The following is a 20,880-nucleotide window of genomic DNA, read 5'->3' on the forward strand; positions in this document are numbered from 1 at the left end:
TACGACCGGCGGGAGGCTGCCGTGAACCGGCCCGAGCGTGAGGCCGCCGTACGGCGGATCATGGAGCAGGCGCCACCGCCCGTGCCCCCGGAGCTGCACGCGGAGGTGGTGCGCCGGGGCGCCCGCATGCTGCGGCGCAGACGGGCGGCCCGCCGCGTGATGTGGTTCCTGCTGTTCGCGGCGAGCGTCGCCTTCGTGGTGTGGGCGGTGATGGCCCGCCCCTGGGTGGAGCCGCCGTCGGAGACGACTCCACCACTGACCGGCTGGTGAGCCCGAGGGGCTAGCGGCCCAGCGCCTGCTGGAGGTCCTCCAGCAGGTCCTCGACGTTCTCGATGCCCACGGAGAGGCGCACCAGGTCGGCGGGCACCTCCAGGGCGCTGCCCGCCGCGGAGGCGTGCGTCATCCGGCCGGGGTGCTCGATGAGTGACTCGACGCCGCCCAGGGACTCGCCCAGCGTGAACACCTTGGCGCGGTTGCAGACCTCGACGGCCGCCTCCTCGCCGCCCTCGACCTGGAAGGAGACCATGCCGCCGAAGGCCCGCATCTGCTTGGCGGCGACCTCGTGGCCGGGGTGGTCCTCCAGGCCCGGGTAGAGGACCTTCGTCACGCGCGCGTGTCGGGTCAGCATGTCGGCGACCTTGGTGGCGTTCTCGCTGTGCCGGTCCATGCGCACGGAGAGCGTCTTGGTGCCGCGCAGCACGAGCCAGGAGTCGAAGGGCCCGGCGACCGCGCCCATCGCGTTCTGGTGGTACGCCAGTTCCTCGCCGAGCGCCTCGTCACCGACGATGAGCGCACCGCCGACGACGTCGGAGTGGCCGCCCATGTACTTGGTGAGGGAGTGCACGACGACGTCCGCGCCGAGCGCGAGCGGCTGCTGGAGGTAGGGCGTGGCGAAGGTGTTGTCGACGACGAGCTTCGCGCCCGCGTCCCGGGCGATCTGCGCGACGGCGGCGATGTCGGTGATGCCGAGCAGCGGGTTGGAGGGGGTCTCCACCCACACGGCCTTGGTCTTCGGGGTGATGGCGGCCCGCACGGCGGCGGGGTCGCTGGTGTCGGCGACCGACCACTCCACGCCCCAGCGGGCGACGACCTTGGCGAAGAGGCGGAACGTGCCACCGTAGGCGTCGTTGGGGATGACCACGTGGTCGCCGGGGCTGAGCAGCGTACGCAACAGGCAGTCCTCGGCCGCCAGTCCGGACGCGAACGCGAGACCTCGGCGACCGCCTTCGAGGGCGGCGAGGTTCTCCTCCAGGGCGGTGCGGGTCGGGTTGGCGCTGCGGCTGTACTCATAGCCGCCGCGCAGGCCCCCGACGCCGTCCTGCTTGTACGTGGAGACCTGGTAGATCGGCGGGACGACCGCGCCGGTGAGGGGATCGGCGGTGTTGCCCGCGTGGATCGCGAGGGTCTCGAAGTGCTGACTGATGTGCCTGTCGCTCATGGGCCCCGAGCGTAGTCCGCATTCCGGACCGATGTCGGCGGTGAGGTGTACATGCCTTCGAGCTCGGCATTGTCCGGCCGGGTTATCCACAGGCCGGGGGCCTGGTTGGCCAATTGTCGGCGGCGTCTGGAACGCTTGTGGCATGGAGATTCTCTGGGTCCTGATGGCCCTGGTCATGCTGGGCTTCGTGGTGCTGCCTGTCATGCGGCGCAGGCGGGGCATGATCGAGCGGGTCCCGCCGGGCCACCCCGACGCCGCGGACCCGGCGGAGTACGGCTTCGTACGGCAGGAGGAACTGGACGTCCGGATGCCCGGCCCCGACCAGGACCTGCTGGACGTACTGGACCTGGTGCAGCGCACGCAGGACTACCGCGCGGCCTCCCAGCTGCTCGTCGGCACCGGGGCGGAGGGCGAGCTGCGCTGGCAGCGCGTGCAGGCCTTCGCGGGCGCGGCCTCCCTGGAGCTGGCGCAGCGGCCGGGCGGGGTGAGCGAGACGCCGGGCGGGCAGTGGCTGCGGGTGTGGCGGGCCGAGGCGCCGAAGGACGCGGGCGGTGCGGCCGTGCACGCGGAGTTCCTGGTGCAGCAGGCGTGGCGGACGGCGACGCCGGGCACGGACGACTTCCGGATCATCATGGAGGAGGCTAGGGCGGCGTCCGGCGAGGCGGCGCTGCTGGCTCCGGGTGACCCGATCCCGTACATCGTCGAGTTGTCCGTGGCCCGCGGTCTCGCGTACTCCCGCGAGGAGTTCGAGCAGCTCTGGCTGAAGATCCTGGACCGCGCCCCGGCGCACATGGGCGCTCATCTGGCGGCGCTGCACTACTGGTGCGAGAAGTGGCACGGCTCGCGCGAGCAGGCGATGTCCTTCGCGGAGGCGGCCGCGGCCCGCGCGCCCCAGGGCTCGCTCCTGGCGGCGATGCCGCTGTTCGCGGTCTTCGAGCACCTGCCCGAGGTCAACCTGGTCGCCGGCTTCTATCAGAGCGAGGTGGTGACGAAGGCGATCCACGGCGCGCTGCACGCCGTGCACTCGGCCCGCGCGGACGACCCGATGCTGGCGCACGTCCGGCACATGCTGGTCTTCTTCCTGGTCCGCGGCGAGCGCTGGGCGGAGGCCATGAACCAGCTCATACACATCGACGGCCACGTGGGCGCCCTGCCGTGGACCCTGTCCCCGGACCCGGCGGCGGAGTTCGCGGTCTACCGGGCGCTGGCGGTGGCGGGCTACGAGGCGAACGGCGGCAGCCCAGCGACGCTGCCGCACTGAGGCGGGCGGTGGAGTGCGGGGCGGTGGAGTGCGGGGCGGCGCAATGCCGGGCGGCGCAATGCCGGGCGGCGGACGGCTGTTGACAGCCGTGCCGCCCTCCCCGCGCCCCCCTACTCTCCGCCTCCCCCACCGTTCTACGCCGCCGAGGGATATCACCAGCAGTACCTTTCGGGCAGCAAAAACCCGGGTGGGTACTGCGGGTGGGCGGGACCGGTGTCTCTTGCCCGATCGGCTTGGCGGTGACGGATGACTGAGCCACTGCCGCCGGACGTCACGGCAACCCTGCGGGCGCTGCTGGCCGGCTCAGACCCGGTCAGCGTGGCCCTGCTGGCCCAGGTTCCCCACACCCGGGTGGTGGGCAGGTGCGGCTGCGGCTGTGCAACGGTCGATCTGGAGGTGGACCGTACAGCCGTGGCTCCCGCGCAGTCGCATGACAATCCGGCCGTGGAAGCGGGGTACACCGACCCGGACTCGGCTGGTGTGATGGTCTGTACAGAGGACGGTTACCTGTCGCTCCTGGAGATCTACTCGGTTGCCGACGAGCCAATCTCAGCCTGGCCAGACCCCCGCCACATCGAGCGATGAGCAACTAAGCAGAGGCACCAGCAGTACCTCGACAAGAACCCGGCGGGGTACTGCGGGTTGGACGGCACCGGGGTGTCCTGGCTGCGCTTCGCGAACCTCATCGCATACGCCACGACAGCCCCTCTTAGCCACTGACCACCTGATCGGCCAATCTCTCGAGTTCCGGAGCACCGAGGACTGCCGGCTGCATACGCTGCGTGCCATTCGGCGTTCTGTGACGGGGGTCCGCATGTGGTTCGCACGAGGCCGTTGCTTCCTGGCGGTGGCCGCGGTCGGTGCCGTGCTTGTTCTTGCCGGAGGGTGTTCCTCAGCGGTCAGCGACGTGGGCGGCGAGTCCAGGCCGTCGGTTCCGTCGAGGACACCGTCCGCGAGTGGGCGGCCGTTGAGCGCCGCCGAGTTGGTGGCGGCACTCCCCACTGAGGGGGCCCTACCGGGCTATCGCGTTCTCGACGCGCCCAAGTCGACTGACGATGACGGTGCGTCCAGTTCTGATGTGCGGCCGAAGGCGTGCCGTCCCCTCTGGGACGCTCGTGTCCGTGCTGCCACGTCGGTTGCCGATGCCAGAATCCCGATAAGCCGTTCCGAGTTCGCCCCTCCGACCGAGTTCCTCTCCTTTGCCGGCTATGAGTCCGGAGACGCGAAAGCGCACCTGGCCTCCCTCGACAAGGCGTTGAGTTGGGAGACGCTTCCGTGAGCTTCCGGATGCACTGGACGAACGACCAGGGCGGGTTCAAGTCGGACACGTTCGTCCTGATCACCACGGTCCGCGCTGGTGACGCGACTGTCACCGACGTGGCGGACATCATTGTCGGCAGCCGCCTCTCGGCAGCGAAGAAGCGCTCTTTCATGCCGAAGGTGGACCCCGACCTTCTCAATTCTCAGGTCGCCGCGCTTCGCGAAGCACAGGGCCACTGAGCGAGGGTCTCGGCACCCACTGAAAATCAGTGGTCGCCTGAACCGGCCGCCCCCACGCTGTACGTCATGGAACAACCCCACCGTGAGATCCGCGCGGACTATGCGGACGCCACGATCACCGTCTACCAGGCGTATTCCCCGTACATCGGTCTGCCCGCCGTCCGCGAGGGCCGTTTCCCCACCGCGTGGAAGCGCGACAGGATGACATGGATCAAGCCCAGTTTCCTGTGGATGATGTACCGCTGCGGCTGGGGCGCCAAGGAGGGGCAGGAGACCGTTCTGGCCGTCGAGATCAGCCGCGAAGGCTTCGACTGGGCGCTGCGCAACGCGTGTCTGTCGAGCTACGCCCGCGAGGTGCATCCCGACCGCGCCACCTGGCAGCGCCAGTTGAAGCGTGCGCCCGCTCGTGTGCAGTGGGATCCCGAGCGGGATCTGCGCCTACGGCCCTTGCCGTACCGATCGCTGCAACTCGGCCTCTCCGGTGAGGCCGCACGCCGTTACGCGGACGAGTGGACGGTCGCCATCCGGGACGTGACACCACTCGCTCACGAGATCCACGCCCTCGTCCAAAGGGGAGACCTGGACGCAGCCACCCGGTTGCTGCCCCAGGAACGCCCCTATCCCCTTGGAGACGCACCCCTCACCCACCTGCACGGATGAGGTGACAGACGCCGAACACGCGCTCGCGCACCTGTTCGCAGCTCTCTGGCGACGCACGACAATCCGGCCGTGGACGCCGGGTACACGCACCCGTACTCCGCCGGGGGCATCGGACCCCCGCTTCATCGAGTGGTGAGCAGCGCGGCGGCAACCAGGAACCGTGGTTCGTGGATCATTGCGGCGTGAAGAAGCGTGCCGAGGAGACCGAGCCGGCGGAGCAGTCGCTCGGCTCTGAGCTCACCCCGTACCAGCAGGCCCTGCGTGACCGTATGCTCGCCGCCCCCGTGCTCCCCGCACCCGAGCCCTGGCGGCCGGTCTTCGCCCCGCCCTTCGCCCCGCCCGTCACCCCGGGCTTCGCCTCGTGCGCTGCCGTCGGCGGGTTGCTCGGGATCGGGTTCGCCACCCACCCCGACACTGGCAACGACCTGGTGATGGTCGTCTCGCACGACGGGCACGGCCTCTTCGACGCCGTCACCGGCGAGAAGATCGCCCGGGAGCGGGACCCCGAACCCGAGGACGACACCCCCGACTCCACCGCCGACCTGACCTGCCCGGGGCTGGGTCCGATCGCCGGGACCAGGGTGCACATCGCCGGGCTCTACGGCGGTGGCCTGCACCTGACGGCCGTCGGCGGCTGGGGCCTGGAGGTCGTCCACCCGGCCTGGCCGCACGAACGCGTCCTGCTCACCCACGGCAGCGGCATGCCCCACCGTGAGCCGCACGGCGACGGCTGGTGGCACATCTTCAACTCCCACTACAGCGAGCTTCGAACCATCGGCTTCTCCCCCTCCGGCCACACCCTCGCCGTCGCCACCAGCAGCGACCTCACCCTCTGGACCCGCGCCGGCTGAAACGGCGACCGTCCGGAAGCGGCCGAGACCAGCGGCCGAGTCCAGCGGCCCTTCTTGCGGGCCAGGCTCACTCGGAGAACTGCGGTCGGACCGTTTCCGTCGGAAAACTCCAGGTAGTATCCGCCGACAATTCCGGCCTGTTCAGGCCGCTGCATCATGTGGGTGGGGATCCTCGATGACGTTCCGACTGCGCGCCGTGCGCGCGTTCGCGCTGCTGGTCGGCTTCTTCCTCATGGGCGTGGTTCTGCTGACGGCCATGGCGGTGCTCGACTGGCTGGTGTTGACGAGGCTGTACAGCGCGCGGGCCGCCTGGGTCGAGGGCACCCTGCTGACCGTCACCTTCCTGCTGGCGGCGGCGATTCTGCGCGGCATGTTCGCGTTTCTGCGGGCCGGGCGGCTGCCGCCGGTGACCGACGCGGTGCCGGTCGCCCCGGAGGACCAACCCGAGCTGTGGGAACAGATACGGGCCGCCGCCGAGGCGACGGGACAGCGGCCGCCGGACGAGCTCTACCTGGTCGCCGACGTCAACGCGGGGGTCTCCGAACAGAGCCGGTTGCTGGGACTGCTGCCAGGACGACGCCTTATGCTCCTGGGCCTGCCGCTGCTCGCCGGCTTGACCGCCGCCCAGCTGCGCGCCGTCCTCGTCCACGAGTTCGGGCACTTCAGCAACCTCGACACCCGGCTCGGCGCCGTCACGATGCGCGGTCGGAAAGCCCTCATCCACACGGTGGAGGCCTTTCAGGACGGCAGCACCCACTTCCACTATCTGATCGGCGTCCTGTACGTCGGCTACGCCCGGATGTTCCTGCGCACCACCCAGTCCGTGGCCCGCCACCAGGAACTCGCCGCGGACCAGATGGCCGCCCGGCACGCGGGGCGTGACGCGACGGCCTCCGCACTGCGGGCCCTCCCGGTACTCGCGAGCGCATACGCCCACTACCTGGAGACGTACGCCTCGATGGGCGGTTCACAGGAGGCGGAAGAGGGAGCGGGAGGAGTAGGAGGAGCTGAAGCAGCGGGGGAAGCTCTGCCGCCCGTGGGCGAGGTGTACGGCGGTTTCCGCCGGTTGCTCGCGGCCCGCACCGGCGAGCGGCTCACCGCGCTCGCCGCGGGGGGACGGCCGCCGCGGCCACACCCGTACGACTCACATCCGCCGCTGGCCGAACGCATCGCCCTGGTCGAGAAGCTCCCCACCGACGCCGAACCCCACCCGCGCGACCACACCCGGCCCGACCCGTCGGTCGCCGACGAACCTCCCGCACTGACCCTTCTGCGCGACACGGACCACGTGTTCGCCGCCCTGGAAGCCCGGACGCTCCCACCGGCGGTGGCGCAGCTGCCACGCAGGACCTGGGACGAGCTCACCATGGCCCGCGCGATCTCCGACGCCGAGGGCTGGTCCCGACCGCTGCGAGTCGCCGTGGCCAGGACACTTCGCTCGGCGGCGCAGAAGATGGACGGTACGGCGACCGTACGTCGGGACACCACGACCTCGGGCACAGACGGCACAGCCGGCCCAGCTGGCACGGCCGGCACGGCCGGCACGGCCGGCACGGCCAACTCCCCCTTGCCGGGCCTGGAGGAGATACTCGACGCGTTCGACCGCGGCCTGCTGTGGATGGAGGTCGCCGACCGGATGCCCAAGCCGTACCAGGCGGCGCGACTCACCGGGCCGTCCGCCCGTAACTTCATCCGCCCCCGGATCTTCGACGGGCTCGCCGGCCTGATCCATCTGCGCCTCGCCGAGTCCGGCCGGGCCCAGCCGGACATCGCCTGGTCGGGCCAACCGGGTCTCGTCCTGCCCGAGTCGTGGGAGAAGGGCATGGACGAGGCCCTCGACGCGGCCGTGGCCGACGAACCCGACACCGCTCCGCTGCGCGCCCTGCTCGCCGCCCCTCACCCCCTCACACCCGCTCCGCCAGAAACTCCTCCCACGTCCGCTCCCCCGTCTCCGCCCCCTCCAGCGTGAGGTTCGCGCCTGCGCGGTACGCCTTCCCGGCCTTGCCCGGGATGCGCACCGGCATCCTCAACCGGCTCTTCCTGCCCCGCAGTTCGAGGTAGGGCCGGGCCAGCTCGGCGATGTCGTACACCGCCGGTCCCGCCATGTCCGGTACCTGGCCCGCCGGTTCACCCAGCGCCAACTCGACCATCCGTGCCGCCACTTCGGCCGAGTCGACCGGCTGGAGGCGCAGCCCGCCCGGTACCGGCAGGACGGGAAGCTTCGTCATCTTCTCGACCATCGTCAGGGTCAGGTCGTGGAACTGGGCCGCCCGCAGGGTCGTCCACGGGATGCCCGAGTCGGCGATGGCCTGCTCCGCGTCCCGCTTGGTCCGCAGCCAGGCCAGCGGGACGCGGTCCGCGCCGATGACCGAGATGTAGACGAGGTGGCGTACGCCGGCCGCGCGGGCCGCCCGGACGAGGGTACGGGTCGCCTCGTCGTCGCCCTTGGGGCCGCCCGCGAGGTGCAGAACCGTCCCGACTCCGGCCAGCGCCGCGTCGACGCCCTCGCCCGTCGTCAGGTCGCCGGTGACGTACTCGATCCCGTCCGCGTCCTCGCGGTCACGGCGGCTGAGAACCCGTACCGTGCGGCCCGCCGCCCGCAGCAGCGGCACCGCGTGGCCGCCCAGGGTGCCCGTGCCGCCGGTGACGAGGATGGTTTCCGTCTGCTTCATGACCGCTCCCGTTTCATCGTGCCGAAGTTGTCTTCGCGGGTATGACGGAACGGCCTGAGGCGATGTGACAGGTGGGGCGGGTTCTTTCGAAACTGATCAGACAGATAAGGTAAGCCTTACCTTCTCAATCGGCCTTCGGGCCTACCCCCTCCCCCCACGGAGCAAGTCGTGCACGTAATGAAGACGAAGGCCGTCCTGGCCGCGGTCGTCGTCGGAGGGCTGCTCGTCGGCTGTTCGTCCACCGCCGACTCCGCCGATGCCAAGGCCAAGAAGGACGCCGGCTCGCGCAACAGCGTCCGCGGCGCCTCCGAAGGCCCCTCCGCCGCCCCCTCCGCCCTCGCCACCGGCATGGGCTCCGACCAGGACGGCGACGGCACCTTCCCCCGCACCGTCACCCACTTCGAAGGCAGCACCACCCTCAGGACCGAACCCAGGAACATCGCCGTGCTCAGCACCGGCCAGCTCGACGACCTGCTGTCCCTCGGCCTCGTCCCGACCGCGTCCACCCGCGCCGACAACGCCGGGCTCGTGCCCGACTACCTCGCCGACGCGTTCCCCGCGGACAAGGCGCGGCTCGCCGAGATGACCGACGCGGGCATCCGCCAGGCCCCCAACCTGGAGTCCCTCGCCGCCGCGAAGCCCGACCTGATCCTCGCCAACGACTCCCTCGGCGACCTCTACCCCAAGCTGTCGAAGATCGCGCCGACCGTGATCACCGCCGGCAACGGCATCAACTGGAAGCGCGACCTGCTGCTCGTGGGCGACGCGGTCGGCAAGGGGCAGGCGGCGCGGAAGCTGCTCGCCGACATCGTCGCCGACGCCGAGGAGAGGGGCTCCGCGGTGAAGGGCTCCGAGGTGAAAAGCGACCCCACCGTCTCCATGGTCCGCTTCACCCCCGACCGCACCCGTATGTTCGGCGTCTCCTCCTTCACCGGCTCCATCGCCGTCGACATGGGGCTCTCCCGCCCCAAGTCCCAGCAGTTCAACGCCATTTCGGAGGACATCGGCGCGGAGAGCATCGACATCGCCGACGGGGACTGGATCTTCTACTCGGTCCAGGGCGACACGGACGAGACCGACGCCGGGAGCGTGCTGGCCGGACCGCTGTGGAAGTCGATGAGGGCGGTCGAGGCCGGGCACGCGGTACGGGTCGACGACGACCCCTGGTACCTCAACGCCGGTCCCACGGCCGCGCGTCTGGTCGTACGACAGCTCGCAGAGCACCTCGGAAAGTGACCCGGCACCTCACCTGGCCGGCCGCCCTCCTCGCCGTCGCCGGCGCCGCCGTCCTCAGCCTCGCCGTCGGCACCCGACCCGTACCCCCGTCCGCCGTGCTCGACGCGCTGCTGCACGGCGGGGGTTCACCGGACGCGCTCGTCGTACGCTCCCTGCGCCTCCCCCGCACCGAGGTCGGCCTCACCGCCGGGGCCGCGCTCGGGCTCGCGGGCGCCGCGCTCCAGGGCGTCACCCGCAATCCGCTCGCCGACCCCGGCATCCTCGGGCTGAGCCAGGGCGCGGCGGCCGGGGTGGTGCTCGCCATCGCGTTCGGCCTCGCGAACGGCTTCTCCGGGTACGTCTGGTACGCCTTCGCCGGTGCCGTCGCCGCCGCGTGTCTGGTGTACGTCATCGCCTCGCGCGGGCGGGACGGGGCGTCGCCGGTGAAGCTGGCGCTGGCCGGAACGGCGTTCGCGGCGATGACGGCCGGCGGCACGACCGTCGTCCTCACCTCGAACTCGGCCACCCTCGACCAGTTCCGGTTCTGGCAGGTGGGCGCGTTGAGCGGGCGGGACGCGGGGACGGTCGTACGGATGCTGCCGTTCCTGTGTGCCGGGGCGGTCCTGGTGCTGGCGTGCGCCCGCGGCCTGGACGCGCTGACCCTCGGCGACGAGACGGCCCGCGCGCTGGGGCACCGCGTGCATGGCGTACGGGCTTCAGCGGCACTCGGCGCGACCCTGCTGACCGCCGCCGCGGTGGCTGCCGCCGGGCCCATCGCGTTCGTGGGGCTCGCGGTGCCGCATCTCGCGCGGCGGCTGGTCCGTGGCGGGCATCGGGCCGTACTGCCGCTGTCGGCCCTGCTGGGGGCGGCCCTGCTGCTGTCCGCCGATGTGGCGGGCCGGGTGGTACGGGCTCCCGCGGAGGTGCCGGCCGGGGTGATGACGGCGCTGGTCGGGGTGCCCGTGCTGGTGATTCTCGTACGACGCAGAGGCACGGTGACGTGAAACTCCACGCCGGCCCCAGTACCGCGAACACCCGCCCAGACGCCGCGAACACCACCCCCGCCCAGATGCCATGAACACTCACACCGTCCTCCGCCCCACCCCCGCCACGTCCCTCCTCCTCCACCGCCGCTCCGCCGTCACCGCCCTCGCCCTGTTCGTTCTCCTGGCCGGGCTCATGCTCGCCTCCGCCTGCGTCGGGCAGACGTACGTCTCCCCGGTCGGGGTCTGGCACACCCTGGCCACGGGCGGCGGGCCGTACGAGCTGGTCGTAGGGGAGCTCCGCGTCCCCCGCGTCATCCTCGGCGCGCTCGTCGGGGCGGCGCTCGGGCTGTCCGGGGCGTTGGTGCAGACCGTCACCCGGAATCCGCTCGCCAGTCCCGACGTCATCGGCGTCGGACATGGCGCGGCCGCGGCGACCGTGCTCGCGCTGGCCGGCGGAACCGTCGCCACCCCCGGCTCGCTCCCCCTCGTCTCCGTCGCCGGCGGGGTCACGGCCGCCGCGCTCGTCTACGCCCTGGCCTGGCGGCACGGCATGCAACCGGGCCGGTTCGTGCTGACCGGGGTGGGGATCGGGGTCGCACTGTCGGCGGTCGTGCAGCTGTATCTCACGGACAGCGAGCTGGAGGCCGCCGAGCAGGTCAAGCTGTGGCTGACGGGGAGTCTGAACGGGCGCGGGTACGAGCAGGCGGGGCCGCTGGCCGTCGTACTCCTGCTCGCCCTGCCCGCACTGTTGTGGGCGGCCAGGGTGATGCGGCCGCTCGGGCTCGACCCCGACGCCGCCGCCGGGCTCGGGGTGCGGGTGGACCGGGTGCGGCTCGGGGTCACCCTGCTCGGGGTGGTGCTCGCGGCCACGGCGACGGGCGCCGCCGGGCCCATCGGGTTCGTCGCGCTGACGGCGCCCCAACTGGCCCGGCGGCTCACCCGGTCACCCCAACTGCCCCTGCTCAACAGCGCGTTGACCGGAGCCGTCGTCCTCGTCGCCGCCGACCTCACGGCCCGCACCCTCGTCCCCCCGCTGGAGATCCCGGTGGGCGCGCTCACCGCGCTGGTCGGGGGGCCGTATCTGCTGTGGCTGCTGGGGCGCCGGACGGACACCCCAGCTCGCCACACCCGCGGGTGACTCAGATGGTGGACGTGTCGATCACGAAGCGGTAGCGGACGTCGCTCGCCTGGACGCGCTCGTACGCGTCGTTGATCTCCGAGGCGCTGATCAGCTCGATCTCGGCGCCGAACCCGTGCCCCGCACAGAAGTCCAGCATCTCCTGGGTCTCCTGGATGCCGCCGATGCCGGAACCGGCGAGGGTCTTGCGGCCGCCGATGACCGAGAAGAGGTTGAGCTTGACCGGCTCCTCGGGGGCGCCGACGTTCACGAAGGCGCCGTCCGTCCGCAGCAGGGACAGGTAGGCGTCCAGGTTCAGCGGGGCCGAGACCGTCGACAGGATCAGGTCGAAGGTGCCCCTCAGCTCCTTGAAGGTGGTCTCGTCGCTGGTGGCGTAGTAGTGGTCGGCGCCCAGCTTCAGGCCGTCGTCCTTCTTGCGCAGGGACTGGGAGAGGACCGTGACCTCGGCGCCCAGCGCGTGCGCGATCTTGACGCCCATGTGGCCGAGGCCGCCCATGCCGAGGATCGCGACCTTCTTGCCGGGGCCGGCGTTCCAGTGCTTGAGCGGGGAGTACGTGGTGATGCCGGCGCACAGCAGGGGCGCGGCCTCGTCGAGGGAGAGGGCGTCGGGAATGCGGAGAACAAAGTTCTCGTCGACGACGACCTTCTCCGAGTAGCCGCCGTAGGTGGGCTCGCCGTCCTTGCCGATGGCGTTGTACGTGCCGACGCTGCCGCCGGTGCAGTACTGCTCCAGGCCGGCCTTGCAGTTGTCGCACTCCCGGCAGGAGTCGACGAGACAGCCGACGCCCACCCGGTCGCCGACGGTGTACTTGGTGACGCCGGGGCCGACCTCGGAGACGACGCCCGCGATCTCGTGGCCGGGGACCATCGGGAAGATCGCCTCGCCCCAGCCCTCGTGGACCTGGTGGATGTCCGAGTGGCAGATGCCGGCGAACTTGATGTCGATCAGGACGTCGAACTCGCCGACCGGGCGTCGCTCGATGGTGGTCCGCTCCAGCGGGGCCTTCGCGGCGGGGGCGGCGTACGCGGCAACGGTGGTCATGCCGGGGGTTCTCCTTGCAGAGGGGGTCGCGCCCGGCTGCCTTCCGGCCGGGCACGATGTCCAGCGTGCCCGAACCGACACTGTTCACCCAGGCCACAGCTTTGCGTACGTTCACTGGTCCTACTACTGGCGGGGACAGGATGGTGGACCTACGACCGTGAATACTTGACGTATGGACGACATGGCCGAGACGGCGGAGGAGCGGGGCGGAGCCGGTGGCGCGCTGGACCGGCGGGCCGAGCTCAGTGAGTTCCTGCGCACTCGGCGGGCCCGGCTGAAGCCGGAGGACGTGGGGCTGCCGGAGTTCGGGCGGCACCGGCGGGTGCCGGGGCTGCGGCGCGAGGAGCTGGCGCAGCTGGCGGGTGTCTCGGTGGCGTACTACACCCGCCTGGAACAGGGCAACGGGCGGAACGTGTCGGCGGAGGTCCTCGACGCCATCGCCCGCGCGCTGCGGCTGAGCGACGCCGAGCACGCGCACCTCTCCCATCTCGCGAAGCCGAAGCAGCACAAGAAGAAGCAGGCGGCGCGGACCGAGCAGGTGCGCGGGCCGCTGCGGCAGCTGCTGGACACGATGGACGGTGTCCCGGCGTACATCACGGGCGGGCGCTCCGACATCCTCGTCTGGAACCGGATGGCCGCGGCCGTCTTCGGCGACTGGGCGGAGCTGCCGCCGCAGGAGCGGAACTGGGCGCGGCTGGTGTTCCTGCGGCCCGAGTACCGCGACCTGTTCGTGGAGTGGGACCAGAAGGCGTACGACATGGTCAGCTTCCTGCGCATGGCCGCGGGCTGCCACCCCGACGACCCGCGCCTCGCCGCGCTCGTGGGGGAACTCTCCCTCAAGAGCGAGGAGTTCAGACGGCTGTGGGCCGCGCACGACGTCAAGGAGAAGAGCTACGGCGTCAAGCGTCTGATGCACCCGCTGGTCGGCGAACTCACCCTGAACTTCGAGTCGTTCCGCCTGACCGACGGCACCGAACAGAGCCTGACCACCTACTCCGCCGAACCCGGCTCCCCGTCCGCCGAGGCCCTGCGCCTGCTGGCCAGTTGGGGGACGGACGCGACCCGGGCGGGCAAGAACTCGACGGCGCCGAAGGGCTGAGGGCCGTACCCGTCACCCCCGGTACGGCGGCGCCACCCCCCATCCCCACCGCGGCACCGGCTGCTCGGCGGGCGGCTTGGCGTCCGGGCCGGAGAAGTACACGGCGAGCCGCGTGCCCCACTCCACGTAGGCCAGGAACGCCGAACGGAACTCGGCGTCCGTCGGCAGCCCCGCCTCGTCGGCGGCGTCCTGGATGAGGTTCACCCAGCGACGGCGCTGTGGCTCGGTGATGCCGCGGCCCATGTGCTTGGCGACCATGTGGCCGTGACCGCCCTGGGTCTCGGAGTAGGCCGCCGGGCCGCCGAAGACCTCGGCGAGCCACAGCGCCACATGGGAGGCGTGTTCGGGGGCCAGCCCCGCGAAGACCGGGGCGAGGAGGTCGTCCTTCAGCACCTTCTCGTAGAAGACCGCGGTCAGCCGGGCGAAGGCCTCCTCACCGCCCGCCCACGCGTACAGGGTGGGCAGCGCCGCGCCCCGCCCTCGCACCACCGTCGGCTTGTAGTGCCGCATCTCCTCGATGTCGCCGACGTAGGGCCGGATCTCGGCGAGGAAGTCGGCGAACAGCTCGGACTTGCGGAAGCCCTCGATGTGGTCCTCGGTCGAGGTCCAGGTGATGCGCAGGACGAAGTGCTCGAAGTCCTCCTCGCAGCGGGCGAGTTCGTAGTCGACGCAACTCGGGGCCGCCGCCAGCTGGGCCGCCGCGCGCGTGTAGGCGGACAGGAACTCGGCAGAACGGTCTTCCGGGATGCGGTAACGGATGTATTCGACGGTCTCTGCGGTCATGCCCCCACACTCACACGCCGGACGAGCTGGAAGCTGCTCCTCCGCCTGACAGGTCCGTGCGGGCTGTTTCCTGGGCCGGGGACAGCCTTCTCATCGTTCTCTTATTTCAGCCTTATCCAGCCATCACGCGCCGTACCTACGTTGCGGCCATGTTCTTCACCTACCTGAGGCGCGAACTGCGCCGCCGCAGAAAGGCGGCCCTCGTCGTCGCCTCCGGGCTCGCGCTCGGTATCGCGCTGGTCATCGTGGTCAGCTCCGTGTCCTCGGGCATGGGCAAGGCCCAGGACAAGGTCCTCCAGTCGCTGTACGGCCTCGGCACCGACATGACGGTCACCAAGGCCGCCGCCGCATCCTCCGCCAACAGCTCCGAGCGTCCGCGCTTCAACTTCGACGCGCAGGACGGCGACTCCGACGAGGAGCAGAGCAGCGACCGCGTCATGGTCCAGGGCTTCCAGACCCTGGCCACCTCGACCGTCACCAAGGTCGGCGACCAGAAGGGCGTCTCGGACGCCGTGGGCGGCCTCAGCCTCCAGGTCATCAAGGTCAGCGGCCAGTTCACCCGCGGCCAGTTCCAGCAGAACGGCGACGGCGGCGGCCAGCAGGGCGGCCCCGGCGGTGGCGGCACCGGCCAGCCGCAGGGTGAGGTCCAGGGCGGCGGCGCCGACTTCGACGTCAACAACTACTCCGTCTTCGGCACCGACGTCACCGAGCCGGCCCTCGGCCCGCTGACCTCCTCGGAGATCACCAGCGGCCGTACCTTCAAGACCTCCGAGACGAATGCCAAGGTCGTGGTCGTCGACTCGGCGTACGCCAAGGAGAAGAAGTACAAGGTCGGCTCGACGATCACCATCAAGGGCACCAAGTACAAGACGATCGGTATCGCCACCGCCAGCAGCGGTGACGCGGCGGCCAACCTCTACATCCCGCTGAAGCAGGCACAGACCCTCAGCGACTCCAAGAACAAGGTCACCACGATCTACGTCAAGGCGACCGACTCGCAGAAGATCGACTCGGTCAAGTCGACGATCCAGAAGAACATCTCGGGTACGACGGTGACGACCTCCGCCGACCTCGCCGACACCGTCTCCGGCTCCCTCTCCACGGCGTCCTCCCTCGCGACGAACGTCGGCAAGTGGCTGTCGATCGCGGTCCTGGTCGCCGCGTTCCTGGTCGCCGGTCTGCTCACCTCCTCGGCGGTCTCCCGCCGCGTCCGCGAGTTCGGCACGCTCAAGGCGCTGGGCTGGCGTTCGGGCCGGGTGACCCGGCAGGTCGTCGGCGAGGCGATGGTCAACGGCCTCCTCGGCGGCGCCCTCGGCATCGGCCTGGGCCTGGCGGGCGCGTACGTCGTCACGGCCATCAGCCCCACGCTGCAAGCCCAGTTGGGCGGGGGCGGCGGCCAGGGTGGCGGCCCCGGCGGAGGCGGCGGCTTCGGCGGCCCCGGACGCCAGGCGGCATCCAAGACCCTGGAGGTGGCCCTGACGGCCCCGGTGAGCGCGACGACGGTGGCCATAGCAGTTGGCCTCGCGGTGGCGGGCGGTTTGATCGCGGGCGCGTTCGGCGGCTGGCGAGCGTCAAGGCTGCGCCCGGCGGACGCCCTGCGCCGAGTCGAATAGCGACCACTTACAGGCGGACGGGAGCTTGAAGGCTTTTCAGGGGCGCGGGGAACTGCGCGACCAGCCCCCACGCACCCGCAGCCAAACAAACAATCAGGAGCCACCCCAAATGTACGAACTCAGAAGCGTCACCAAGCGCTACACCCGAGGCAAGGAAACCATCGACGCCCTCGCCGGCGTGGACCTCACCATCGCCGACGGGGACCGCCTGGTCATCCAGGGCCCCACCGGCGGCGGCAAGTCCACCCTGCTCCAGATGCTCGGCGCCCTGGACAAGCCCACGTCCGGCGAAGTCGTCCTGGACGGCACGGACTTGGCGAGGCTCTCCGAGGCCAAGCTCACCAAGGTCCGCAGCGAGAACATCGGCTTCGTCTTCCAGAGCTTCAACCTCATCCCCACCCTCACCGCCCAGGAGAACGTGGAGACGGCCCTCGTCCCCCTCGGCGTCAAGGTCAAGGACCGCAGGGAACGCGCGGCCGAAGCCCTCAAGTCCGTGGGCCTCGGCGAACGCCTGGGCCACCTCCCCTCCGAGATGTCCGGAGGGCAGCAGCAGCGTGTCGCCATCGCCCGCGCCCTGGTCAAGCAGCCGAAGGTGCTGCTCGCCGACGAGCCGACCGGCAACCTCGACGAGTCGATGCGCGACGAGATCATGGACGTACTCGAACGCATGTGGAAGGAGCTCGGGCTGACCTTCATCATGGTCACGCACGACTCCGCGATCGCGAAGAAGGCCCCGCGCCTGGCCACCATTCGCAAGGGCAAGATCACGGTGAAGGAGAACGCGAGTTCCTGAGTACGCGAACGCGTGGTCCTGAGTAGGAGCAACGTGCGCTCCCGAGTATGAGCAACGCGTAACAGTCCCATGCTGTGCGTCACCTGTCTCTTGAGGCGCCTGATCACCCCCCGGCATACTGCGTGTTCCGGGGGGTGCACGCTTGTGTGTGCGGGACCACCCCCGGCCGGGTGAACGGGGAATTCACCCGGACCTTCAGCAAGGGGGAGTCTTGCGCAGACAAGTGAAAAGAGTTTGTGCTGCCACCGTGGCCACGGGGGCGGCGGTCGCTCTCGCCGCGGGTATGACCAGCCCGGCAGCGGCGAAGCCCGAACAGAAGGCGGCGCAGTCCGCCGCGTCCCTCACCGCCCCTCACCGCATCACCCTGATCACGGGTGACCGGGTCGCCGTCGACGCCAAGGGGCGGGTCGTCAGCGTGGAGCGGGCGAAGGGACGGGAGCAGATACCCTTCCAGGTCCGCAAGGCCGACGGGCACACCCTGGTCATACCCGGTGACGCGGCCCGTCTGGTCGCCGCCGGCAAGCTGGACCAGCGCCTGTTCGACATCACCGAGCTCAACAAGTCGGCGACCCGCAAGTCCCAGGCCAAGGGCCTGAAGGTGATCGTCGGCTACAAGGGCGCCGCGACCGCGGCGAAGGACGACGTCCGGGACGCCGGCACCCTGCGGCAGTCCCTGAAGACGCTGAACGCCGACGCGGTGCAGACCCCGACCGCCGACGCGCCCGAGCTGTGGGACGCGGTCACCAACGGCGACAAGACGGCGTCCGGTATCGCGCATGTCTGGCTGGACGGCGTCCGCACCGCCAGCCTCGACAAGTCCGTCCCGCAGATCGGCGCCCCCAAGGCGTGGGCCGCGGGCTACGACGGCAAGGGCGTCAAGATCGCCGTCCTGGACACGGGTGTCGACGCGAGCCACCCGGACCTCAAGGACCAGGTGATCGAGGCCAAGAACTTCTCCACGGCCACCGACGCCACCGACCACTTCGGTCACGGCACGCACGTCGCGTCCATCGCGGCGGGCACCGGCGCCAAGTCGGGCGGCAAGTACAAGGGTGTCGCGCCGGGCGCCAAGATCCTCAACGGCAAGGTCCTCGACGACACCGGCTCCGGTGACGACTCCGGCATCCTCGCCGGCATGGAGTGGGCGGCCGCCGAGGGCGCCGACGTCGTCAACCTCAGCCTCGGCGGCCAGGACACCCCGGAGATCGACCCGCTGGAGGCGGCGGTCAACAAGCTGTCCGCCGAGAAGGGCATGCTCTTCGCGATCGCGGCGGGCAACTCCGGTCCTGAGTCGGTCGGTTCGCCGGGCAGCGCGGACGCCGCGCTCACCGTCGGCGCCGTCGACGACAAGGACGTCCTCGCCCCGTTCTCCTCGACCGGCCCGCGCGTCGGCGACGGCGCCATCAAGCCGGACGTGACCGCGCCGGGCGTGGACATCACGGCCGCCTCGGCCAAGGGCAGCGTCATCGAGCAGGAGGTCGGCGAGAAGCCGGCCGGCTATCTGACCATCTCGGGTACGTCGATGGCGACGCCGCACGTGGCGGGCGCGGCGGCGATCCTGAAGCAGGAGCACCCGGACTGGACGTACGCCGAGCTGAAGGGCGCCCTGACGGGCTCCGCGAAGGGCGGCAAGTACAACCCGTTCGAGCAAGGTTCGGGCCGGATCCAGGTCGACAAGGCCATCAAGCAGACCGTGATCGCCGACCCGGTGTCGGTGAGCTTCGGGACGCAGGCGTGGCCGCACACCGACGACAAGCCGGTCAACAAGGACCTGACCTACCGCAACCTCGGCACGAAGGACGTGACCCTCACCCTGTCGGTGAAGGCCACCAACCCCAAGGGCCAGGCCGCTCCTTCGGGCTTCTTCAAGCTCGGCGCGAGCAAGGTGACGGTCCCGGCGGGCGGCAAGGCCACCGTCAAGGCGACCGTCAACACCAAGCTGGGCGGCACGGTCGACGGCGCGTACTCCGCGTACGTGACGGCGACGGGCGGCGGCCAGACGGTCCGTACGGCGGCTGCCGTGCAGCGTGAGGTGGAGTCGTACGACCTCACGATCAAGCACATCGGCAAGGACGGCCAGCCCACCAAGGACTACAACACGATCCTGGTCGGCTACTCCGGCCTGGCCACCGACCGCGGCTACCAGGTGACCATCGACGAGTCCGGCACGACGAAGATGCGGCTGCCCAAGGGCACGTATCTGCTGGACGCCTGGATCGCCAAGGACTGGGTCACCCTGGAGGGCGGCCTCGACTGGGTGGTCCAGCCGAAGCTGAGCCTCACCAAGAACACCTCGGTGACGGTCGACGCCCGCACGACCAAGTCGCCCGACATCACGGTGCCGGACGCCGCCGCCAAGCAGCTGTCCGGCATGGCGAGTTATGTGTACGAGCCGGCCGGTGTCGGCATCGCGGTGGGTCTGCCGTCCTTCGCCGACGTGCGCATGGCGCACCAGGGTCCGGCGGTCTCGACCGGTCTGAGCCAGACCTGGAGCGGTCAGTGGACCAAGGGTGACGACAAGGAGTACGACGTCGCCACCACCGCCAAGGTGACGAAGATCCAGGGCGACAAGGTCCGCCACTTCAAGGCGTCCGAGCTGGCCACGGTGAAGAACAACCTCGGTGCGGCCGCGGCCGGCAAGACCGGCGGGCTGACCAGCTGGGGTGTCTTCCCCACGGACGTCGTGATCGGCGTTCCCGTGGAGCAGGCCCTGCCGGGCACCCGCACGCTGTACGTCTCGACGTCCGACAAGATCCAGTGGACGCTGGACTTCGAGCAGTACAACGGCAAGGACGCGGACGGCTTCCCGATCACGGAGGCCTACTACACGCTGGGCAACCCGCAGACCTTCAAGGCGGGCCAGAAGTACACGAAGACCTTCAACACCGCGGTCTTCGGTCCGCATCTCAGCGCGGACTACGGCGTCTTCCGCGAGGGCAACAACATCTACGGCTTCCTGCCGCTGTTCGCCGACGGCAGCAAGCACGCGGGCTCGTCCGACTTCACCTCGGTGAAGACGGAGCTGTACCGCAACGGCACGAAGATCGGCTCCAACACGGACCCGCTGTTCGGCGACGGCATGTTCAAGGTGCCCGCCGGTGACGCCGAGTACAAGCTGACGACGTCCGTGAAGCGGAGCGTCAAGGTGGCGGCGGCGTCCACGCGGATCGACGCGAGCTTCGTCTTCCGCTCCAAGAAGTCCTCCGCGGACTTCGTCACCCTCCCGGTCTCCACGGCCCGGTTCGGCGCCAAGACGGGCCTGGACAGCAGGGTCGAGGCCGGCAAGACGGCGACCTTCCCGGTCACCATCGAGGGCGCGGCCAAGGGCTCCAACCTCAAGTCCCTCACGGTGTACGTGTCCTACGACTACGGCCAGACCTGGAAGAAGGTCACGGTCAAGGACGGCAAGATCACCGTGAAGAACCCGGACAAGGGCAAGGGCATCTCGTTCCACGCCAAGATCACCGACAAGAAGAACAACAAGTCGACGGTCTCGATCTACAACGCGTACTACGGCAAGTAGTCCGCGGGGCACCGCATCGAACTGAACACCGACGGCGTCCTCCGGTTGCGGAGGGGGCCGTCGGTGTACTTTCCTGGTAGCAAGAAGCCCCCGCCACGGCCGGAATCCGTGACAGGGGCCTCAGCTCAGCCAGGAGCTGCTGGGAGGTCCCTACTGGTTATAGGGATCTCCCGCTACCTGCCGAGCCACCAGAGCCACCACCTCCTCACGTGCTTGGCCCACGCTTCCGGCAGACACCGGGTGAGCCGACACATGAGAGTCAACTCCCTTACCTGAAGCGAAAACTGAGGGCGGCCACCCCATCGG

Annotated in this window: 18 protein-coding genes and 1 pseudogene; 15 read left to right on the forward strand and 4 right to left on the reverse strand. The window is 70.3% G+C overall.

Annotated elements, in window-relative coordinates; all coding sequences use genetic code 11:
- Nucleotides 1-21 precede the first annotated feature (21 nt).
- Nucleotides 22-270 carry a hypothetical protein gene (locus OG866_RS16145; protein WP_329335358.1) on the forward strand — a complete coding sequence of 83 codons (249 nt, stop codon included), beginning with the start codon at nucleotides 22-24 and terminating at the stop codon, nucleotides 268-270.
- A gap of 10 nt (nucleotides 271-280) precedes the next feature.
- On the opposite strand, the gene OG866_RS16150 is transcribed toward OG866_RS16145, so the two are convergent.
- Nucleotides 281-1,438 (reverse strand): cystathionine gamma-synthase, encoded by a 1,158-nt coding sequence (locus tag OG866_RS16150; RefSeq protein ID WP_329335360.1) that lies wholly within the window; start codon nucleotides 1,436-1,438, stop codon nucleotides 281-283.
- A gap of 142 nt (nucleotides 1,439-1,580) precedes the next feature.
- On the opposite strand from OG866_RS16150, the gene OG866_RS16155 reads away from it, so the two are divergent.
- The 7 genes and pseudogenes from OG866_RS16155 to OG866_RS16185 all read left to right on the forward strand — a co-directional run bounded on the left by OG866_RS16155 (nucleotide 1,581) and on the right by OG866_RS16185 (nucleotide 7,679).
- On the forward strand, nucleotides 1,581-2,699 hold the full coding sequence (locus OG866_RS16155; RefSeq protein WP_329335361.1) for a hypothetical protein: 1,119 nt from the start codon (nucleotides 1,581-1,583) through the stop codon (nucleotides 2,697-2,699).
- A gap of 129 nt (nucleotides 2,700-2,828) precedes the next feature.
- A pseudogene (locus OG866_RS16160) lies at nucleotides 2,829-2,953 on the forward strand (peptide-methionine (S)-S-oxide reductase MsrA); the annotation flags it as partial.
- Nucleotides 2,946-3,284 (forward strand): hypothetical protein, encoded by a 339-nt coding sequence (locus OG866_RS16165; protein WP_329335362.1) that lies wholly within the window; start codon nucleotides 2,946-2,948, stop codon nucleotides 3,282-3,284. The pseudogene OG866_RS16160 and the gene OG866_RS16165, both read left to right, overlap by 8 nt.
- Before the next feature lie 690 nt (nucleotides 3,285-3,974).
- Nucleotides 3,975-4,199, forward strand: coding sequence for a hypothetical protein (locus tag OG866_RS16170; protein WP_329335363.1), 225 nt, complete (start codon nucleotides 3,975-3,977; stop codon nucleotides 4,197-4,199).
- 66 nt (nucleotides 4,200-4,265) lie between these two features.
- Nucleotides 4,266-4,859: a DUF4291 domain-containing protein gene (locus tag OG866_RS16175; RefSeq protein ID WP_329335365.1), complete on the forward strand. Its 594-nt coding sequence runs from the start codon at nucleotides 4,266-4,268 to the stop codon at nucleotides 4,857-4,859.
- 269 nt (nucleotides 4,860-5,128) lie between these two features.
- Nucleotides 5,129-5,710: a hypothetical protein gene (locus OG866_RS16180; protein ID WP_329344126.1), complete on the forward strand. Its 582-nt coding sequence runs from the start codon at nucleotides 5,129-5,131 to the stop codon at nucleotides 5,708-5,710.
- A 175-nt stretch (nucleotides 5,711-5,885) separates the two neighbouring features.
- Complete coding sequence (locus OG866_RS16185) at nucleotides 5,886-7,679, forward strand: M48 family metallopeptidase (RefSeq protein ID WP_329335367.1); 1,794 nt, start codon at nucleotides 5,886-5,888, stop codon at nucleotides 7,677-7,679.
- On the opposite strand, the gene OG866_RS16190 is transcribed toward OG866_RS16185, so the two are convergent.
- A complete protein-coding gene (locus OG866_RS16190) occupies nucleotides 7,615-8,382 on the reverse strand; it encodes an SDR family oxidoreductase (protein WP_329335369.1) in 768 nt (255 codons plus the stop codon). The genes OG866_RS16185 and OG866_RS16190 overlap by 65 nt on opposite strands.
- Nucleotides 8,383-8,559: 177 nt before the next feature.
- Here OG866_RS16190 and OG866_RS16195 point away from each other — a divergent pair, with 177 nt between their 5' ends.
- The 3 genes from OG866_RS16195 to OG866_RS16205 all read left to right on the forward strand — a co-directional run bounded on the left by OG866_RS16195 (nucleotide 8,560) and on the right by OG866_RS16205 (nucleotide 11,721).
- On the forward strand, nucleotides 8,560-9,618 hold the full coding sequence (locus OG866_RS16195; RefSeq protein WP_329344128.1) for an iron-siderophore ABC transporter substrate-binding protein: 1,059 nt from the start codon (nucleotides 8,560-8,562) through the stop codon (nucleotides 9,616-9,618).
- Complete coding sequence (locus tag OG866_RS16200) at nucleotides 9,615-10,601, forward strand: FecCD family ABC transporter permease (RefSeq protein WP_329335371.1); 987 nt, start codon at nucleotides 9,615-9,617, stop codon at nucleotides 10,599-10,601. The genes OG866_RS16195 and OG866_RS16200 overlap by 4 nt, the downstream gene beginning before the upstream one ends.
- Before the next feature lie 70 nt (nucleotides 10,602-10,671).
- Nucleotides 10,672-11,721 carry a FecCD family ABC transporter permease gene (locus tag OG866_RS16205; protein WP_329335372.1) on the forward strand — a complete coding sequence of 350 codons (1,050 nt, stop codon included), beginning with the start codon at nucleotides 10,672-10,674 and terminating at the stop codon, nucleotides 11,719-11,721.
- Nucleotide 11,722: 1 nt separating this feature from the next.
- Here the strand turns inward: OG866_RS16205 and OG866_RS16210 are convergent, their stop codons facing one another.
- A complete protein-coding gene (locus OG866_RS16210) occupies nucleotides 11,723-12,763 on the reverse strand; it encodes an NAD(P)-dependent alcohol dehydrogenase (protein ID WP_329335373.1) in 1,041 nt (346 codons plus the stop codon).
- A gap of 172 nt (nucleotides 12,764-12,935) precedes the next feature.
- Here OG866_RS16210 and OG866_RS16215 point away from each other — a divergent pair, with 172 nt between their 5' ends.
- Nucleotides 12,936-13,862, forward strand: coding sequence for a helix-turn-helix domain-containing protein (locus OG866_RS16215; protein WP_329335376.1), 927 nt, complete (start codon nucleotides 12,936-12,938; stop codon nucleotides 13,860-13,862).
- Between the two features lie 12 nt (nucleotides 13,863-13,874).
- Here the strand turns inward: OG866_RS16215 and OG866_RS16220 are convergent, their stop codons facing one another.
- Nucleotides 13,875-14,645, reverse strand: coding sequence for a group II truncated hemoglobin (locus OG866_RS16220; protein WP_329335378.1), 771 nt, complete (start codon nucleotides 14,643-14,645; stop codon nucleotides 13,875-13,877).
- A gap of 149 nt (nucleotides 14,646-14,794) precedes the next feature.
- Between OG866_RS16220 and OG866_RS16225 the strand changes: the two genes are divergently transcribed.
- From OG866_RS16225 to OG866_RS16235, 3 genes are all read left to right on the forward strand, one after another.
- Complete coding sequence (locus OG866_RS16225; protein WP_329335379.1) at nucleotides 14,795-16,258, forward strand: ABC transporter permease; 1,464 nt, start codon at nucleotides 14,795-14,797, stop codon at nucleotides 16,256-16,258.
- A gap of 109 nt (nucleotides 16,259-16,367) precedes the next feature.
- Nucleotides 16,368-17,051, forward strand: a complete 684-nt coding sequence (locus OG866_RS16230) for an ABC transporter ATP-binding protein (protein ID WP_329335381.1) — start codon at nucleotides 16,368-16,370, stop codon at nucleotides 17,049-17,051.
- 283 nt (nucleotides 17,052-17,334) lie between these two features.
- A complete protein-coding gene (locus tag OG866_RS16235) occupies nucleotides 17,335-20,574 on the forward strand; it encodes a S8 family peptidase (protein ID WP_329344130.1) in 3,240 nt (1,079 codons plus the stop codon).
- Nucleotides 20,575-20,880: the final 306 nt, after the last annotated feature.

The organism is Streptomyces sp. NBC_00663 (assembly GCF_036226885.1).
Taxonomy (GTDB): domain Bacteria; phylum Actinomycetota; class Actinomycetes; order Streptomycetales; family Streptomycetaceae; genus Streptomyces.

Bases quoted from the DNA above. Each gene is read 5' to 3' on its own strand.
- OG866_RS16230 (WP_329335381.1), top strand. From the start codon at position 16,368: ATGTACGAACTCAGAAGCGTCACCAAGCGCTACACCCGAGGCAAGGAA.
- OG866_RS16165 (WP_329335362.1), top strand. From the start codon at position 2,946: ATGACTGAGCCACTGCCGCCGGACGTCACGGCAACCCTGCGGGCGCTG.
- OG866_RS16180 (WP_329344126.1), top strand. From the start codon at position 5,129: ATGCTCGCCGCCCCCGTGCTCCCCGCACCCGAGCCCTGGCGGCCGGTC.
- OG866_RS16175 (WP_329335365.1), top strand. From the start codon at position 4,266: ATGGAACAACCCCACCGTGAGATCCGCGCGGACTATGCGGACGCCACG.
- OG866_RS16235 (WP_329344130.1), top strand. From the start codon at position 17,335: ATGACCAGCCCGGCAGCGGCGAAGCCCGAACAGAAGGCGGCGCAGTCC.
- OG866_RS16220 (WP_329335378.1), bottom strand. From the start codon at position 14,645: ATGACCGCAGAGACCGTCGAATACATCCGTTACCGCATCCCGGAAGAC.
- OG866_RS16210 (WP_329335373.1), bottom strand. From the start codon at position 12,763: ATGACCACCGTTGCCGCGTACGCCGCCCCCGCCGCGAAGGCCCCGCTG.
- OG866_RS16205 (WP_329335372.1), top strand. From the start codon at position 10,672: ATGAACACTCACACCGTCCTCCGCCCCACCCCCGCCACGTCCCTCCTC.
- OG866_RS16150 (WP_329335360.1), bottom strand. From the start codon at position 1,438: ATGAGCGACAGGCACATCAGTCAGCACTTCGAGACCCTCGCGATCCAC.
- OG866_RS16225 (WP_329335379.1), top strand. From the start codon at position 14,795: ATGTTCTTCACCTACCTGAGGCGCGAACTGCGCCGCCGCAGAAAGGCG.
- OG866_RS16190 (WP_329335369.1), bottom strand. From the start codon at position 8,382: ATGAAGCAGACGGAAACCATCCTCGTCACCGGCGGCACGGGCACCCTG.
- OG866_RS16195 (WP_329344128.1), top strand. From the start codon at position 8,560: ATGAAGACGAAGGCCGTCCTGGCCGCGGTCGTCGTCGGAGGGCTGCTC.
- OG866_RS16215 (WP_329335376.1), top strand. From the start codon at position 12,936: ATGGACGACATGGCCGAGACGGCGGAGGAGCGGGGCGGAGCCGGTGGC.
- OG866_RS16185 (WP_329335367.1), top strand. From the start codon at position 5,886: ATGACGTTCCGACTGCGCGCCGTGCGCGCGTTCGCGCTGCTGGTCGGC.
- OG866_RS16155 (WP_329335361.1), top strand. From the start codon at position 1,581: ATGGAGATTCTCTGGGTCCTGATGGCCCTGGTCATGCTGGGCTTCGTG.